This window comes from Mycobacterium sp. OTB74, assembly GCF_029892685.1.
Lineage (GTDB): Bacteria > Actinomycetota > Actinomycetes > Mycobacteriales > Mycobacteriaceae > Mycobacterium.
Map to the genome: position 1 here is coordinate 50,427 of NZ_JARXVD010000015.1, position 13,667 is coordinate 64,093.

Annotated in this window: 18 protein-coding genes; 10 read left to right on the top strand and 8 right to left on the bottom strand. The window is 65.9% G+C overall.

What is annotated here, in order from left to right; genetic code table 11:
- The first annotated feature begins 54 nt into the window (after positions 1-54).
- Positions 55-507, top strand: coding sequence for a nitroreductase family deazaflavin-dependent oxidoreductase (locus tag M2432_RS19305; RefSeq protein ID WP_280828440.1), 453 nt, complete (start codon positions 55-57; stop codon positions 505-507).
- Here M2432_RS19305 and M2432_RS19310 read toward each other — a convergent pair.
- On the bottom strand, positions 504-761 hold the full coding sequence (locus M2432_RS19310) for a hypothetical protein (protein WP_348536321.1): 258 nt from the start codon (positions 759-761) through the stop codon (positions 504-506). The two genes, M2432_RS19305 and M2432_RS19310, sit on opposite strands and share 4 nt — an antisense overlap.
- 28 nt (positions 762-789) lie before the next feature.
- Between M2432_RS19310 and M2432_RS19315 the strand changes: the two genes are divergently transcribed.
- Positions 790-1,707 (top strand): 1,4-dihydroxy-2-naphthoyl-CoA synthase, encoded by a 918-nt coding sequence (locus tag M2432_RS19315; protein WP_280828442.1) that lies wholly within the window; start codon positions 790-792, stop codon positions 1,705-1,707.
- On the opposite strand, the gene modA is transcribed toward M2432_RS19315, so the two are convergent.
- Complete coding sequence (modA, locus tag M2432_RS19320) at positions 1,698-2,468, bottom strand: molybdate ABC transporter substrate-binding protein (protein ID WP_280828443.1); 771 nt, start codon at positions 2,466-2,468, stop codon at positions 1,698-1,700. The genes M2432_RS19315 and modA overlap by 10 nt on opposite strands.
- Positions 2,469-2,603: 135 nt before the next feature.
- Between modA and M2432_RS19325 the strand changes: the two genes are divergently transcribed.
- From M2432_RS19325 to M2432_RS19340, 4 genes are read left to right on the top strand one after another with little or no spacing between them, the layout of a single operon-like run.
- The gene (locus M2432_RS19325) at positions 2,604-3,080 is read left to right on the top strand and encodes a DUF4383 domain-containing protein (protein WP_280828444.1); all 477 of its coding nucleotides are present in this window, start codon (positions 2,604-2,606) and stop codon (positions 3,078-3,080) included.
- 20 nt (positions 3,081-3,100) lie between these two features.
- A complete protein-coding gene (gene bluB / locus M2432_RS19330; RefSeq protein ID WP_280828445.1) occupies positions 3,101-3,766 on the top strand; it encodes a 5,6-dimethylbenzimidazole synthase in 666 nt (221 codons plus the stop codon).
- Positions 3,767-3,776: 10 nt separating this feature from the next.
- Entirely contained in the window at positions 3,777-4,649 is an 873-nt protein-coding gene (locus M2432_RS19335; RefSeq protein ID WP_280828446.1) for an SDR family oxidoreductase, read from the top strand.
- 4 nt (positions 4,650-4,653) lie between these two features.
- On the top strand, positions 4,654-5,043 hold the full coding sequence (locus M2432_RS19340; protein ID WP_280828447.1) for a VOC family protein: 390 nt from the start codon (positions 4,654-4,656) through the stop codon (positions 5,041-5,043).
- Between the two features lie 85 nt (positions 5,044-5,128).
- Here M2432_RS19340 and M2432_RS19345 read toward each other — a convergent pair whose 3' ends face one another.
- From M2432_RS19345 to M2432_RS19355, 3 genes are read right to left on the bottom strand one after another with little or no spacing between them, the layout of a single operon-like run.
- Positions 5,129-5,437, bottom strand: a complete 309-nt coding sequence (locus M2432_RS19345) for a DUF3349 domain-containing protein (RefSeq protein WP_280828448.1) — start codon at positions 5,435-5,437, stop codon at positions 5,129-5,131.
- Positions 5,438-5,448: 11 nt separating this feature from the next.
- Positions 5,449-5,736: a hypothetical protein gene (locus M2432_RS19350; protein ID WP_280828449.1), complete on the bottom strand. Its 288-nt coding sequence runs from the start codon at positions 5,734-5,736 to the stop codon at positions 5,449-5,451.
- A gap of 51 nt (positions 5,737-5,787) precedes the next feature.
- The gene (locus tag M2432_RS19355; protein ID WP_280828450.1) at positions 5,788-7,026 is read right to left on the bottom strand and encodes an inorganic phosphate transporter; all 1,239 of its coding nucleotides are present in this window, start codon (positions 7,024-7,026) and stop codon (positions 5,788-5,790) included.
- 264 nt (positions 7,027-7,290) lie between these two features.
- On the opposite strand from M2432_RS19355, the gene M2432_RS19360 reads away from it, so the two are divergent.
- The 3 genes from M2432_RS19360 to M2432_RS19370 all read left to right on the top strand — a co-directional run bounded on the left by M2432_RS19360 (position 7,291) and on the right by M2432_RS19370 (position 10,376).
- A complete protein-coding gene (locus M2432_RS19360; protein WP_280828451.1) occupies positions 7,291-7,605 on the top strand; it encodes a DUF3349 domain-containing protein in 315 nt (104 codons plus the stop codon).
- A 47-nt stretch (positions 7,606-7,652) separates the two neighbouring features.
- The gene (gene menE, locus M2432_RS19365; RefSeq protein ID WP_280828550.1) at positions 7,653-8,747 is read left to right on the top strand and encodes an o-succinylbenzoate--CoA ligase; all 1,095 of its coding nucleotides are present in this window, start codon (positions 7,653-7,655) and stop codon (positions 8,745-8,747) included.
- 96 nt (positions 8,748-8,843) lie between these two features.
- Entirely contained in the window at positions 8,844-10,376 is a 1,533-nt protein-coding gene (locus M2432_RS19370; protein WP_280828452.1) for a DUF4407 domain-containing protein, read from the top strand.
- A 57-nt stretch (positions 10,377-10,433) separates the two neighbouring features.
- Here the strand turns inward: M2432_RS19370 and M2432_RS19375 are convergent, their stop codons facing one another.
- The 3 genes from M2432_RS19375 to M2432_RS19385 all read right to left on the bottom strand — a co-directional run bounded on the left by M2432_RS19375 (position 10,434) and on the right by M2432_RS19385 (position 12,661).
- A complete protein-coding gene (locus M2432_RS19375) occupies positions 10,434-11,555 on the bottom strand; it encodes a nitronate monooxygenase (RefSeq protein WP_280828453.1) in 1,122 nt (373 codons plus the stop codon).
- 65 nt (positions 11,556-11,620) lie between these two features.
- Positions 11,621-12,397 carry an S-methyl-5'-thioadenosine phosphorylase gene (locus M2432_RS19380; RefSeq protein WP_280828454.1) on the bottom strand — a complete coding sequence of 259 codons (777 nt, stop codon included), beginning with the start codon at positions 12,395-12,397 and terminating at the stop codon, positions 11,621-11,623.
- A 3-nt stretch (positions 12,398-12,400) separates the two neighbouring features.
- Positions 12,401-12,661: a hypothetical protein gene (locus M2432_RS19385; protein ID WP_280828455.1), complete on the bottom strand. Its 261-nt coding sequence runs from the start codon at positions 12,659-12,661 to the stop codon at positions 12,401-12,403.
- A gap of 127 nt (positions 12,662-12,788) precedes the next feature.
- Between M2432_RS19385 and M2432_RS19390 the strand changes: the two genes are divergently transcribed.
- A complete protein-coding gene (locus M2432_RS19390; protein ID WP_280828456.1) occupies positions 12,789-13,661 on the top strand; it encodes a 1,4-dihydroxy-2-naphthoate polyprenyltransferase in 873 nt (290 codons plus the stop codon).
- Positions 13,662-13,667 lie beyond the last annotated feature (6 nt).

Genomic DNA, 13,667 nt, shown 5'->3' on the forward strand with positions numbered 1-13,667 from the left:
CCGCCGCAAATTACATCGCGGCACCGCCGCAGTGGCACGTCTACCCTCGGAAACATGAGCCAAAACAACGACGCGAACCTCAAACCACCATGGTGGCTCAAGCCCGTGAACAAGGTGCTCATGACGGTAATGAAAGTTGTACCGATCAAGGGTCCGGTAGTGCTCACCGTGCCCGGCCGCACGTCGGGTGAACCCCGGTCGACGCCCATCACCCCGATGGTGATTGACGGGCAACGCTACGTGGTCGGCGGTTTGCCGAAGGCCGACTGGGTGCGTAACGCGCGGGCGGCCGGCGCCGGTACGGTCACCCAAGGCCGGCACAAGCAACAGGTCGGGATCGTCGAGGTACCGGCCGAGCAGGCCCGCCCACTGCTGCGGCAGTTCCCGGTCCTGGTGCCGAGCGGTGTCGGATTCATGAAGAACGTCGGGCTGGTTACGGGCCCCAACCCCGACGAGTTCGAGGCACTGGCCGGTCGGTGCGCAGTGTTCCGGCTGGACCCTACCTAGAGGTGCGGAGCCTGCTTGATCTTGCTGTCCGGGGTGCCTCCGGTCTGGCAGTAGGCCTGCACCGCAATCCGTGTTCCGGTGATCTCCAGATTCGTTGCCTCTTTGCCTCTTTCGTCCTTGAGGAGCTTGGCCACCGCAGCATCCTGCTGAGACAGCTCGGCACCCAAGAAGTTCTTACAGGTGGTGTCACCGCCCGTCTGCGCCGGTGAACACCCGGCCAGCACCAGCCCAGCCCCCAAGACCACTGCAGTCACCAATCGCCTCATAGCTAAAGTCAAACACGTGAGCCAAGCGAATCCGTTCGACCCCGCGTTGTGGGAGGCCGTCACCGCACTCGGTGAGCTGACCGACATCACCTACCACCGGCACGTCCTCGACGGAAAGCCACAGCCGACGGTCCGGATCGCATTCGACCGGCCCGAAGTGCGCAACGCATTCCGGCCGCATACCGTCGACGAGCTCTACCGCGCCCTGGACCACGCCCGGATGTCACCTGATGTGGGCGTCATCCTGCTGACCGGCAACGGCCCGTCGGAGAAGGACGGCGGCTGGGCGTTCTGCTCGGGTGGCGATCAGCGCATCCGGGGCCGGGCCGGCTATCAGTACGCAAGCGGCGAAACCGCGGACACCGTTGATCCGGCTCGCGCCGGACGCCTCCACATCCTCGAGGTGCAACGGCTCATTCGGTTCATGCCCAAGCCGGTGATCTGCCTGGTCAACGGTTGGGCCGCCGGCGGTGGACACAGCCTGCACGTGGTGTGCGACCTGACGTTGGCCAGCCGTGAGCACGCCCGGTTCAAGCAGACCGACGCCGACGTCGGCAGCTTCGACGGCGGCTACGGCAGCGCCTACCTGGCCCGACAGGCCGGGCAAAAATTCGCCCGCGAGATCTTTTTCCTGGGCCGCGCCTACACCGCCGAACAGATGCAAGCGATGGGCGCCGTCAACGAGGTCGTCGACCACGCGGATCTGGAAAATGTTGCGCTGCAATGGGCTTCGGAGATAAACGGCAAGTCGCCACAGGCCATCCGGATGCTCAAATTTGCCTTCAACCTGCTCGATGACGGCCTGGTCGGCCAGCAGGTGTTCGCCGGTGAGGCCACCCGACTGGCGTACATGACCGATGAGGCCGTCGAGGGTCGGGACGCCTTCCTGGAAAAGCGCGATCCGGACTGGAGTCAGTTCCCGCGTTATTTCTGACCGGGCGGCTCGCCGAACCCGGACTCAGCCAACACCGGCCGGCTCGTCTCATCGGTGACCTCGCGGATGAATTTCTTCGACAGCTCCGCCTCGTCGGTGCTCTTGAGCAGACCGATCTCGCATACCGACTTGGCAGCGGCGGCTTCGGGAAAATCCACCCAGCTGACATGCGCGCCTGCGGTGATCGCCTCGGAGGCGAACACCACCCCGGCGTCGGCCTTGCCGGTCACCACTTTGCGCACGACGTCCTCCGAAGTCACTTCCTCGCTGACCGGCTGTAACCGCACACCGGTCTTGCCCTCGATCGTGCGGGTCAACGTTGCGCAGGTCATCTGGGCAGCGCAGAGCGACACCCGCACACCAGGGGCAGCCAGGTCGGCGAAACTCACCAGGTGCAACGGGTTTCCCGGCGGGGTGACGATCACCAGCCGGCTGGTCGCGAATGGCTCCGGTGCACCCTGAATGAGCCCGGCATCGACCACCGACGTCATCTGCTCGACCGCACCCGAGACGAAGACATCCGCACCGGCGCCGGCTGCCAGCTCACTGGCCAAATCTGTCGATCCGGCGAAGATGAACTCGACCGACGTACCGGGATTATCCTCCTCGAACTTCTTGCCGATGACGGTCATGCTGTGGATCATGGTCGACGTCGCGTAGACGGTGATCGCCGTCGGTTCCCGGGGCTTGCTCTCACATGCGGTCAGCAGCGTCGAACCCGCTGCGACAACCGCAAGCACACCCCTGATTCGCGCTCCCATCACCGCAAACAGTACCGACTGCCGGGTCCGATCGGCACTGTCCCGTCGGCCGAGACTGTGCGGTTTGCCACTAATGGCCTGTGTATCCGCTTGCGGACGGCCCCGCCGCGGGGACTGGGCGGCAGACTTGAGCCGATGATTCCGGGAACGCGCCTCCGCATCGGCCGATGGGTGCTGTTGGCCGAGGGGATCGTCATGGGAGTTTTCGGCGGTGCCGGCCTGGCCTGGTCGATGGCCAATCCGCAGTTCGGAGCCGAAGGTGCGCCGATTTTGTGGCTGCACGTGACGCCGATGCACTGTGCCCTGATGTTGGGCGCCGGAGTGCTGACCCTTTTCGCCTCGTTGGGGCGCACCGCTGTGCTGTTCAGCCGCATCGCCTCCGTCGGCTGGCTGGTGCTGACGATCGTGTGCATATCGGCCGCTGCCAGTCATACACCCGGGCCGCTCGGCTTCGACACCCGCGACAGCCTGCTCTACGGCATCCTGGCGTTGTACAACCTGGCGCTGGTGCTGTGGTTCACCGTCGGTGTCAAACACCATGCGCCTCCTGCGCAACACCAGACTCCCGCCCGTCTAGCCAAGCGCAACCCCGATACCGTCCCCAGCAGCTGAGCACTGTTAGCCTCCCCGGGGTGAGTGAGCCGGCATATTCCGATACTGAACGCGCGGCCGTGTACCGCGTCATGTCCGAGCGCCGGGACATGCGGCGCTTCACGCCGAATTCTCAAGTGCCCGAAGATGTTCTGCGCCGTATCCTGGAAGCCGCACACACGGCACCCAGCGTCGGGCTGATGCAACCGTGGCGCTTTGTGCGGATCACCGACCAGACCCTGCGCAACAAGATCAAGGACCTGGTCGACGTCGAACGGCTTCATACGGCGGCCGCACTCGGCCCGCGCGAGGCCGAATTCCTCGCCTTGAAGGTAGAAGGTATCGGCGACTGCGCGGAACTGCTGGTGGTGGCGCTGGGCGATCAACGCGAGCAACACATCTTCGGCCGCCGCACCATGCCGCACATGGATCTGGCCTCGGTGTCCTGTGCAATCCAGAACATGTGGCTGGCCGCGCGTGCGGAAGGCCTTGGGATGGGCTGGGTTTCGCTGTTCGAGCCGTCCGACCTAGCCCAATTGCTGGGTATGCCGGAGGGCGCTGACCCGATCGCGGTGCTGTGTCTGGGGCCGGTGCCCGAGTTCCCGGACCGCCCCGAGTTGGAAATCGTGGGCTGGACGACGGCCCGCCCGCTAGATGAACTCGTCTACACCGACACCTGGCCCGCGACCGGATCTGGGGCGTCCTAAGCTCGCAGGGGTGAGTAGGAATCCGCTTCGGCGAATCGCCGATGGTCTGTTGCTGGCAGCGATGCGTCCCCCGCTGATCGACCGGATACCCGGCGGCCCCGAGGTCGATCTGGCTGGCAAACGCATCGTGCTGACCGGTGCGTCGTCGGGCATCGGCGCGGCGGCCGCGGCCAAGCTTGCCCACGCCGGAGCCACCGTGGTGATCGTGGCCCGTCGGGCCGAACTGTTGGACACCGTCGCGGCCCGGATCACCACCGCCGGTGGAGACGCGATCGCCCGCGCATGCGACCTGTCCGACATGGACGCTATCGACACGCTGGTGGCCGACGTGCAAGCAGAACTCGGCGGCGTCGACATCCTGATCAACAACGCCGGCCGGTCGATCCGACGGCCGCTGGCCGAGTCACTGGAGCGCTGGCACGACGTCGAGCGCACCATGACCCTGAACTACTACTCACCGCTTCGACTGGTCCGCGGGTTAGCGCCGGGCATGCTGGAGCGCGGTGACGGGCACATCATCAACGTGTCCAGCTGGGGCGTGATGAACGAATCCTCGCCCCTGTTCTCGGTGTACAACGCCTCCAAAGCGGCGCTGACCGCGGTCAGCCGGGTCATCGAAACCGAGTGGGGCGAAGCCGGAGTGCACTCGACGACGCTGTTCTACCCGCTGGTCAAGACGCCGATGATCGCACCGACCCGGGAATACGACGGACTGCCGGGATTGTCCGCCGACGAGGCGGCGGACTGGATGGTCACCGCCGCGCGCACCAGGCCGGTCCGCATCGCGCCGCGGATGGCGGTGACCGCGCACGCGCTCAACAGCGTCGTGCCCGCCGCTGTTGATTCGGTGATGAAACGTCAACGCGTACAACCGGTTCGGTGACCGGGTGGAGATTCTCGCCAGCCGGATGCTGATCCGGCCCGCCGATTACCCGGCCTCACTGGCGTTCTACCGGGACGCCCTGGGGCTGGCCATCGCCCGCGACTACGGCGCCGGCACGGTGTTCTACGCCGGACAATCGCTGATCGAACTCGCCGGCCACGGCCGCCGAGCCGACGATGCGGGCGGGCCGTTCCCCGGGGCGCTGTGGCTGCAGGTGCGCGACGTGCGCGCGACCCAGGCCGAACTCGAGGCTCGCGGCGTACCGATTTCCCGTGCAGCACAACAAGAGCCGTGGGGGCTGCACGAAATGCACGTCGTCGATCCCGATGGGATCAGGCTGATCTTCGTGCAGGTGCCCGAGACGCATCCGCTGCGCCGCGACACCCGCAGTTGACGCAGAACGACGATCAAGCGGCTGGGAGCGAGCCACTTGATCGTCGTTCGATGATTGAGCCTGGGGCCCTGTCAGTAAGGTGCGGTCAGTTTGAGGGCGCTGCCAGCGGCCAGCCCACCAGCGCCAGCCGCGCTGACACCTGGTGGATTTCCTCGGGGTTGGGGGCCTGGTCGGTGACCTGCTGGATCGCGTCCTGAATCTCGGCCTCGGTGACCGGGGTTTCAACCTCGTTGGACCGGAGGATCAACCGGGCGACGTCGACCACTTGGTCCTCACTCAAGGTGCGCTTGAGCAACGCCAACACCGGGGAGTAGTCCTTCGGCGGCACACCCTCCGGGTAGCCGGCCCGCAGCCAGTTCAAAACACTCTCGAGCAATCCATTACCTTCGGTCATGTCTGGTCAGCTCACTTCTTCTTGTTGAGGAACGAGAACAGGTCAACGCCGGTGTGATGAGCGATCACGTCTTTGGTGATCCACAGGATGGCCAGCAGGACGATGGCCCCGACCAGGACGAACAGCGCTTGGCCGAGCAGCTTCAGCGCCGGATTGGGAGCGTGCACCGTGCCGTCGTCGCTAGTGCCGCCGGCCCCGTTGGAGTAGGCGACCAGCCCGCCGGCAAACACTGCCGGCAGACCTGCACCAAAGATCAGACCCAGGATCAGCACTCGGAAGATGGCTTCCAGATACGTCATCGAATGATTCCTTATTCTTCGCTGGAGAATTCGTCGCTATCGACCGCGGCGTCAGACGGACGCGGTGTCTTTGTCAGCTTTTGCGGCGGCGCGCACGTCGGCCGGAACCGTCGAGTTGGTCGACTCGTCCCATTCGGCGTTGACATTGTTGTGATCGACCTTCTGCTGCTGGGCGCGCCAGTACATGAATCCGGACAGCCCGACCAGGATCGCGAAGATCACGATGTCGCCGAGCATTGGAGTGCCGAGTTTGGCGATGGTGTGCGACAGCCAGAACGAGAGCGCACCGACCAGACCGGCGGCGGGCAGGGTGATCAACCAGGCTGCGGCCATCCGGCCCGCCACAGACCAACGCACCTGGCCGCCCGGCTTGCCGACGCCACTACCCAGGATGGAACCGGTGGCCACGTGCGTGGTGGACAGTGCCATACCCGCGACGCTGGAGGTCAGGATGACCGCGGCCGATGCGGATTCAGCGGAGAAGCCCTGCGGGGAGTCGATTTCCACCAGACCCTTGCCCAGAGTGCGGATGACCCGCCAACCGCCGATGTAGGTACCCGCGGCAATGGCCAGGGCGCAGCTACCGATGATCCAGAACGGCAGGCCGTCCTTCTTGACGTCACCGGTGAGGTGACCGCTGCTGATCAGCGCCAGCGCGATGACACCCATCGTCTTCTGTGCGTCACCGGTACCGTGCGCCAGAGACAGCAGCGAGGCAGTAGCGATCTGGCCCCAGCGGAAGCCTTCCTCGCGACGGGACTTCACCACGTTCTTCGTGATCTTGTAGACCAACCAGGTGCCGCTCATGGCGACCACACCCGCGATGAACGGCGAGGCGACCGCCGGAATCAGCACCTTGCTGCTCAGACCCTGCCAGTTCACGCCGGCCATGCCGGCTGCTGCGATGCCCGAACCGATCAGGCCGCCGAACAGCGCGTGCGACGAGCTGGACGGGATACCGAACAACCAGGTCAGTAGGTTCCACAGAATGCCGCCGATCAGACCGGCGAAGATCATCGTCAGCGCGACGGCTCCGTCGAGCTGGAGATGGCCCGTCTTGGGATCCTGAATCTTCAGCACGTTGGTCGCCACCGTGACGGCCACGTTGACCGATAGGAAGGCACCGACCAGGTTCAGGATGCCGGACAAGGCGACCGCCGCCTTCGGCTTGAGGGCCCCCGTCGCAATGGACGTGGCCATGGCATTTCCGGTGTCGTGAAATCCGTTGGTGAAGTCGAATGCCAGTGCCGTTGCTATCAACAGCACCAGGATGACCATCTGTCCGCTCATGGCGCTCATTCTGACCGAACGGCCGTGATTTTTTCTAGCTACGTCTAGCATCGGAGCTGACCCTGACCTGGGAAGATGCTGCATGAGCGAAGGTGTTCACGCAGAGTTCATTTCTGCGTCCAGACACGTTTGGCAGGCGAGGCAACCCACCCAATTTTGGACGCTAACGTAGCCGTGGTTGCGCATTTGACGCGACGATCTAGGATCGCGATGCTGATGCGAAGTTGACAACCGATACGCCCCGGCACTTTTGGAGGTGACGCTGTGAGTGCATTTCTGACCAAGATCATGGCGTGGCTGCACGCCGGATACCCCGAAGGCGTGCCAGGCCCCGATCAGGTCCCCCTACTCGCCTTGCTGGCCCGGCGCCTGTCCAACGATGAAGTCAAAGCCGTCGCAAGAGATTTGATCGCCCGCGGCGAGTTCGACCACATCGACATCGGAGTACTGATCACGCAGATCACCGACGAGTTGCCGCGCCAGGAGGACATCGAGCGGGTCCGGGAACGCCTCGCCGCCAAAGGCTGGCCGTTGGACGACCCGCGCGACGCCGGTGACGAGGCCGGAGGCCCGGCATAGCCGTCCTGCGCGCGGTCAGTGTGCACTCCGGGGCAGCTGCCCTTGACCTGACACCCAAGTTGCAGCGCGCACTTGAGGGTTCGAATGCGTTGCTGCCGTTGCCTATTGACGACGAGCGTAGGGCCGCCCTGTTGTCGTCGACACTGCGAGTGGGTGAGCCCATCGCCGACGACATCGCGATCGTGATGGCCACCTCAGGCAGTACCGGCTCCCCCAAGGGAGCATTGCTTTCGGGATCCGCACTCGCAGCGAGCGCGGCCGCCACCCATGACCGACTCGGCGGTCCGGGGCGCTGGCTGTTGACGCTGCCCACGCATCACATCGCGGGGCTACAGGTGCTGGTGCGCAGTCTGTACGCCGGCACCACTCCGGTGGCCCTGCCTCCGGACTTCGAGGCGAGCGAACTTCCTTCTGCGGTAAAGAATTTGGGGTCCGGCCGCCGCTATGCATCGATGGTTTCGGTGCAGCTGGCCAAGGCACTGGCCGACCCGGCGGCCGCCGCTGCGCTGGCCGAACTGGACGCCGTACTGATCGGTGGCGGCCCGATACCGCCTGAGCTGAACGAAAGCGCCTTGGCCGCAGGGGTTTCCGTAATCCGCACGTACGGGATGAGCGAAACCGCCGGCGGCTGCGTCTATGACGGGCTGCCATTGGACGGCGTGCGGTTACGACTCGGGGACGACGGCAGGATCGCCCTCGGCGGGCCCACGTTGGCGTCGGGCTACCGCAACCCAGTGGACCCCTCGCCGTTCAGCGACGGCTGGTTTCTCACCGATGACATTGGCGCCGTGGATGATTCGAGAACACTGCAGGTGCTGGGACGGGTTGACGACACCATCGCCACCGGCGGACTCAAAGTGTTGCCGGTGCTGGTTGAATCGGCCTTGGCAAGCCATCCGTCGATCGCCGAGTGTGGGGTGTTCGGCGTCCCCGACGAACGGCTCGGGCAACGCGTCGTGGTGGCCGTCGTGCTCGCCCCGGGTGCGGCCGCCCCAACCATTGCCGAACTGCGCCAACACATCTCGCTCACTCTGGCCGCAACAGCCGCCCCGCGCGAAGTGCACGTGGTGGCCGAGTTGCCCCGCCGCGGCATCGGCAAGCTGGACCGCCCGGCGCTGGCCGCCCGGTTCGGTCAAAGCTGACCGCGGGTGATGCCGATCACATGACCGGCGTCTGATTCGGCGACCAGGACGGCTCTCTGGGACCCTGAATGAGCACCAGAAGACTGGAGTTCTCCCATGGCTGCCCACAGCACGAACGATGACAACCCCGCGGTTGCCGCGCTGACCTGGACCGGCGGCTTACTGGCCTGGCTGGTGGCGGCTGCCGTCGCGGTGCCGGCGACGGGCTGGCCACTGGCGCTCGTGCTGCCGATTACGTTGGTCTTCGGGCTCGTGGTGGTCGCGGCCATCCGGAGCACGGTCGGCAGTGGCCGCAGCATGGTGGGACGGGTGCTGCTGGCCGTCTCGGTCGGAGTTCTCGTCGGCGAGTTGTGCGCAATGACCTTGTTCACCAATGCCATTTCGCAGCGCCTCGAAGGTGAAGCCGCGGCCCGTACCGCGGGCGTCCCGTCCGTCGCCGCCGCAGGCGCCAGCCTTGAGGCGCTGCGGACCAGCCGCGGGACCCTGGACGCTGCCGTCAACTCCGCGCGGCAACGCCGCGACGACGCCCAAGTGGTGGCCCGCTGCGAGTACCACCCGACGTCGTCATGCGCACAGCAGCCGATCACCGGCGTTCCAGGCGACGGTCAGATCACCCAAAACGCCCAGGAAGTGCTCGGGCAGAATCAGCGTGAGCTGGATTCCGCGCTGGCCGCCAGGGACCGGCAGGGTCCTGCCCTGGACGCGCGGATCGCCGACGCCGAACGTGCGCTGACGCAGGCCCGGGGCGCCGCTGTCGCCGGATCGGATCGCGGGTTCGGGACGCGATGGGTGGCAATGGACGCTTACACCCTGAGCACCCCGGCGACGCTCGCGGCTCGCCTGGGGGTCGTCAGCGGGTGCATCCTGCTGTATCTGCTGCCCATGCTGCTGCACGCCCGCGACGATCGGACCGTCCGCGACCGCCATTCTGATTCTCGGCTGCGCGCTGAGCTGCGCGCCGACACCGACATCGCGGTCAAGCAGGCACAGGCCCGGGCTGCGGCCGAGATCATGAAAACCGAGCACCAATTGACCGCCATGCGGGTCGCTTTGGAGGCCGACGCCGAGATCCACCGCGAATACCACCGTCAGCGCGTGGCCGATGCGCTGGCCGTGGCACCCGCGCAGTCACCCGTCCAGCCGGCGGAGTTCCTGGGACCGACCGCCGCTGCTCCTGAGGCACCGGCCGTCGTCGAGGCACCTGCCCCGGATGCTCCGGCCTTGCCCGCACCCGTCGAACAGCCGGCGGAGAATCTGCCGGTCCCCGTCGCGCCAGAGACCTCGAACTCCCCTGTTCCGGGGCTGCCCGACCTGACCCGCGTCGCCGCCCGGTGGTTGCGGCCGTTGGCCCCACTGGTGCCACCGGTGGTCACCCGAGCCATCGACACCTCGACGCAGCAATTGCGTTCGGCGCAAAAGGTTATTGAGGAATTCGAAGAGATCACCTTCACTCTGAGGCGGACGCTGCGAGTGACGGTGAACGACACCGCCGACCAGACACCCGCCACCACCGGTGATGTGGCCCCCGATGCCACTGTCCGCGCACAACGACCGGCAAGCTCAAGCGGGTTGGAATCGCCGGCCGACCGGCCGCAACTTGAATCCGGCCGCCTCGCCATCGAGCCGTAACGCCGCGATTTATGCCCGATTTCGGGCGCTGAGCGCACACAATCGTGCACAAATCACTCAAGGCAGCGAGTTGGTCAGCCGCTCGGTAGCGGCCAGGTAGTCCTCGATGAATTCACGCACCACCTCGCGCGCAGGTTTGACCTTGTTCATCATCCCGACGCCTTGCCCCACGAAATAGGTGGCCAACTGCTGGGCCCCTGGATGCCCTTGCGCGGCAAGTCGATCGACGCGCCGTAGCACCGGCTCGCTCAGCATGTTCTGCAGCGGCAACGGAAGTGGTTTGCGGCCACCGTCATTCGGCGCCCAGGCCGCGGTCCAGTCCGAAACCAATTGGCGGGCAGGCTTTCCCGTCCGGCCCGCCGACCGCACGGTATCCCGCGAAGATGCAGCGAGCATCTTCTGCTTGGTGACCGGCTCGGTCTCGGCTTCCTCCGTGGTCAACCACACCGACCCGGTCCAAGCGCCGGCCGCGCCCATCGCCACCACCGCGGCCATCTGCCGCCCGGTGACGATGCCTCCCGCGGCCAGCACCGGGACGTCACTGCCGGTAGCCGCGACCGCGTCGATGACCTCCGGGACCAGCACCAACGTCGACACCTCGCCGCAGTGCCCACCGGCCTCGGTGCCCTGCGCGATGATCACGTCCACCCCGACGGCAACCTGCTTGACGGCGTGCTCCTTGGCTCCGACCAGCGCGGCCACCGGTATCCCCCGGTCGCGGGCAGCCTCGATCATGTAGTCCGGTGGCACACCCAGCGCGTTGGCGATCAGCTTGATGGGATGGCCCATGGCCACTTCGAGCAGTTCGCGCCCGGTGTCACCGGACAAACCCGACCCCCCGGTCCGGGGCTCCTCAGGCTCGATGCCGTGATCGACGAGCAGTTGGGTGACGAAATCGCGGTATTCGCCGGGGATTCGGTCGACCAGCTGCCCGCGGGGCAGGTTCTCACCCTTGCCCTCGAATTTGGCCGGCACGATGATGTCCGCGCCATAGGACTTACCGCCGACGTGCTCGTCGATCCAGGCCAGTTCGCGGTCGAGTTGTTCAGGGGTATATGCGGTGGCGCCCAGCACTCCGAAACCGCCGGCATTGGTCACGGCGGCAACCACGTCGCGACAGTGACTGAATGCGAAGAGCGGAAAGTCGATACCGAATTGCTCGCAGATGCCCGATGCCATGGCACCCATTATGTGATTCCGGCGTGCCGCGTCATACAGGGCGTGACGATGCGCGCCCAAAGCGCTCAGGGCAGGGCGAAGGGCAGGTCCACTCCGGTGTGGGCCAGGCAATGCGTGCAGCTGCGCTCGGCGTCGACCCGGCTGATCGCGTCCCGCAACGACTGTTTGAACGCGGGCATATTGCGCTCGAACTCGGCGAATACATCGACCGCCGTCACGCCGCCGCCCGCTTCGATGCCGGCATCCAGATCGGTGACCAAAGCTATTGGTGCATAACATATTTCCAGTTCACGAGCCAGTACCGCCTCGGGATACCCCGTCATGTTGACCAGGGTGAACCCCTGCGAAGCGAACCACTTGCTTTCAGCGCGGGTGGAGAACCGCGGCCCCTGAATCACCACCATGGTGCCGCCGTCGGTGACGCCGGGTTGCGCGGCCGCGGCAGCCCGCAACGTCGGGCAGTACGGGTCGGCGAACCCGACGTGAATACCGCTGGAATCGAAATAGGTATCGGCGCGGCCACTGGTGCGGTCGACGAGCTGATCGGGCACCACAACCGATCCGGGGCCGAGTTCTGCAGTCAGGCTGCCGACCGCGCATGGCGCAAAAATCCTCCGCACCCCCAACATCCGCAGCGCCCACATGTTGGCGCGGTACGGCACGGTGTGCGGCGAGAACTCATGGCCGGTCCCGTGTCTCGGAAGAAACGCCACTTCGTGCCCGCCGATGGCGCCGACGGTGATCGCGGCACTGGGCGGTCCGTAAGGCGTATCGAGCGTGACGCTACGGGCGTCGTCCCCGAAGAACGTGTAGAAGCCGCTACCGCCAATTACTCCGAGCATGGGTTATTCGGCGTCGGTCTCCGCTCCCGGCGCCCGGTCTGCCTCCAGGTCGTCAGCCTCGTCCCGGTCCAGCTGTGCACGGGCCTGACGAGCGCTATCCCGGATGGCGAACGCATCGGTTGCCAACCCACCGATCGAGGTCGCCACGTCCTTGACCGCCCCGATGATGATGTTGGTGACCTCGCCAACGGTGGACGTCACCGCTTCAACGGATTCCTGCAGTACGTCCTTGCGGATCTCGTTCTTGCTGATTCGATCCTTCATGCCGATAAGTGTAGGGCCGTGCGACGATGGGGCGAGCGAAGCGACGGGTAGATCACACTGGGGCGAGCGAAGCGACGGGAAGATCACATCCGGTCACGCGACGCACCGAGAACATGGAAGGACGCGGGTGGCCAGTCTTGCGCAATGGGTAGAGGGCGCCCGCCCGCGGACCCTGCCCAACGCCGTTGCACCGGTGCTCGTCGGAACCGGAGCCGCGGCCTGGCTTGGTTCCGAAGTGTGGTGGAAAGCCGCTCTGGCGCTTGTTGTTTCGTTGGCGCTGATCGTCGGCGTCAACTACGCCAACGACTACTCGGACGGCATCCGGGGCACTGACGACGATCGCGCCGGGCCCGTGCGGCTGGTCGGCTCCAGGCTGGCGTCGCCCAGGGCAGTGCTGGCCGCAGCAGTGATAAGCCTGGGCGTCGCCGCTGCGGCAGGATTGGCATTGGCGCTGGTGAGCGAGCCGTGGCTGATCGCGATGGGCGCGGCTTGCATCGCGGGCGCCTGGCTGTACACCGGCGGCGCCAACCCCTACGGCTACCGCGGTCTTGGCGAGGTCGCGGTATTCGTGTTCTTTGGTCTGGTCGCCGTGCTCGGCACGCAGTTCACCCAGGCCCTGCGGGTCGACTGGGTAGGTGGCCTGCTGGCGGTGTCGATCGGAGCGCTGTCCTCAGCGGTGTTGGTGGCCAACAACCTTCGCGACATCCCGACCGATGAGACCTCAGGAAAGATCACGCTGGCAGTGCGCCTGGGCGACGCGCGTACCCGGGTGCTCTACCAAGCTCTGGTTGCGCTGCCGTTCCTACTGACCGCGGTGCTGATGCTGGCGACGCCATGGTGTGCGGTCGGGTTTTTGGCGCTGCCACTGGCAGTGCGAGCGGGCCGCCCAGTGCGGTCCGGACTTACGGGTCGCGAGCTGATCCCGGTGCTGCGGGACACCGGGATGGCCATGCTGGTGTGGGCGGTACTTCTGACGACGGCTCTGATAGTCGCGCGCTGACGCCCA

What these genes read in the sequence shown, in the direction of transcription:
- M2432_RS19305 (WP_280828440.1), top strand. Translation starts at nt 55, where the DNA reads ATGAGCCAAAACAACGACGCGAACCTCAAACCACCATGGTGGCTCAAG.
- modA (WP_280828443.1), bottom strand. Translation starts at nt 2,468, where the DNA reads ATGGGAGCGCGAATCAGGGGTGTGCTTGCGGTTGTCGCAGCGGGTTCG.
- M2432_RS19325 (WP_280828444.1), top strand. Translation starts at nt 2,604, where the DNA reads ATGATTCCGGGAACGCGCCTCCGCATCGGCCGATGGGTGCTGTTGGCC.
- M2432_RS19345 (WP_280828448.1), bottom strand. Translation starts at nt 5,437, where the DNA reads ATGACCGAAGGTAATGGATTGCTCGAGAGTGTTTTGAACTGGCTGCGG.
- M2432_RS19350 (WP_280828449.1), bottom strand. Translation starts at nt 5,736, where the DNA reads ATGACGTATCTGGAAGCCATCTTCCGAGTGCTGATCCTGGGTCTGATC.
- M2432_RS19355 (WP_280828450.1), bottom strand. Translation starts at nt 7,026, where the DNA reads ATGAGCGGACAGATGGTCATCCTGGTGCTGTTGATAGCAACGGCACTG.
- M2432_RS19370 (WP_280828452.1), top strand. Translation starts at nt 8,844, where the DNA reads ATGGCTGCCCACAGCACGAACGATGACAACCCCGCGGTTGCCGCGCTG.
- M2432_RS19375 (WP_280828453.1), bottom strand. Translation starts at nt 11,555, where the DNA reads ATGGCATCGGGCATCTGCGAGCAATTCGGTATCGACTTTCCGCTCTTC.
- M2432_RS19380 (WP_280828454.1), bottom strand. Translation starts at nt 12,397, where the DNA reads ATGCTCGGAGTAATTGGCGGTAGCGGCTTCTACACGTTCTTCGGGGAC.
- M2432_RS19385 (WP_280828455.1), bottom strand. Translation starts at nt 12,661, where the DNA reads ATGAAGGATCGAATCAGCAAGAACGAGATCCGCAAGGACGTACTGCAG.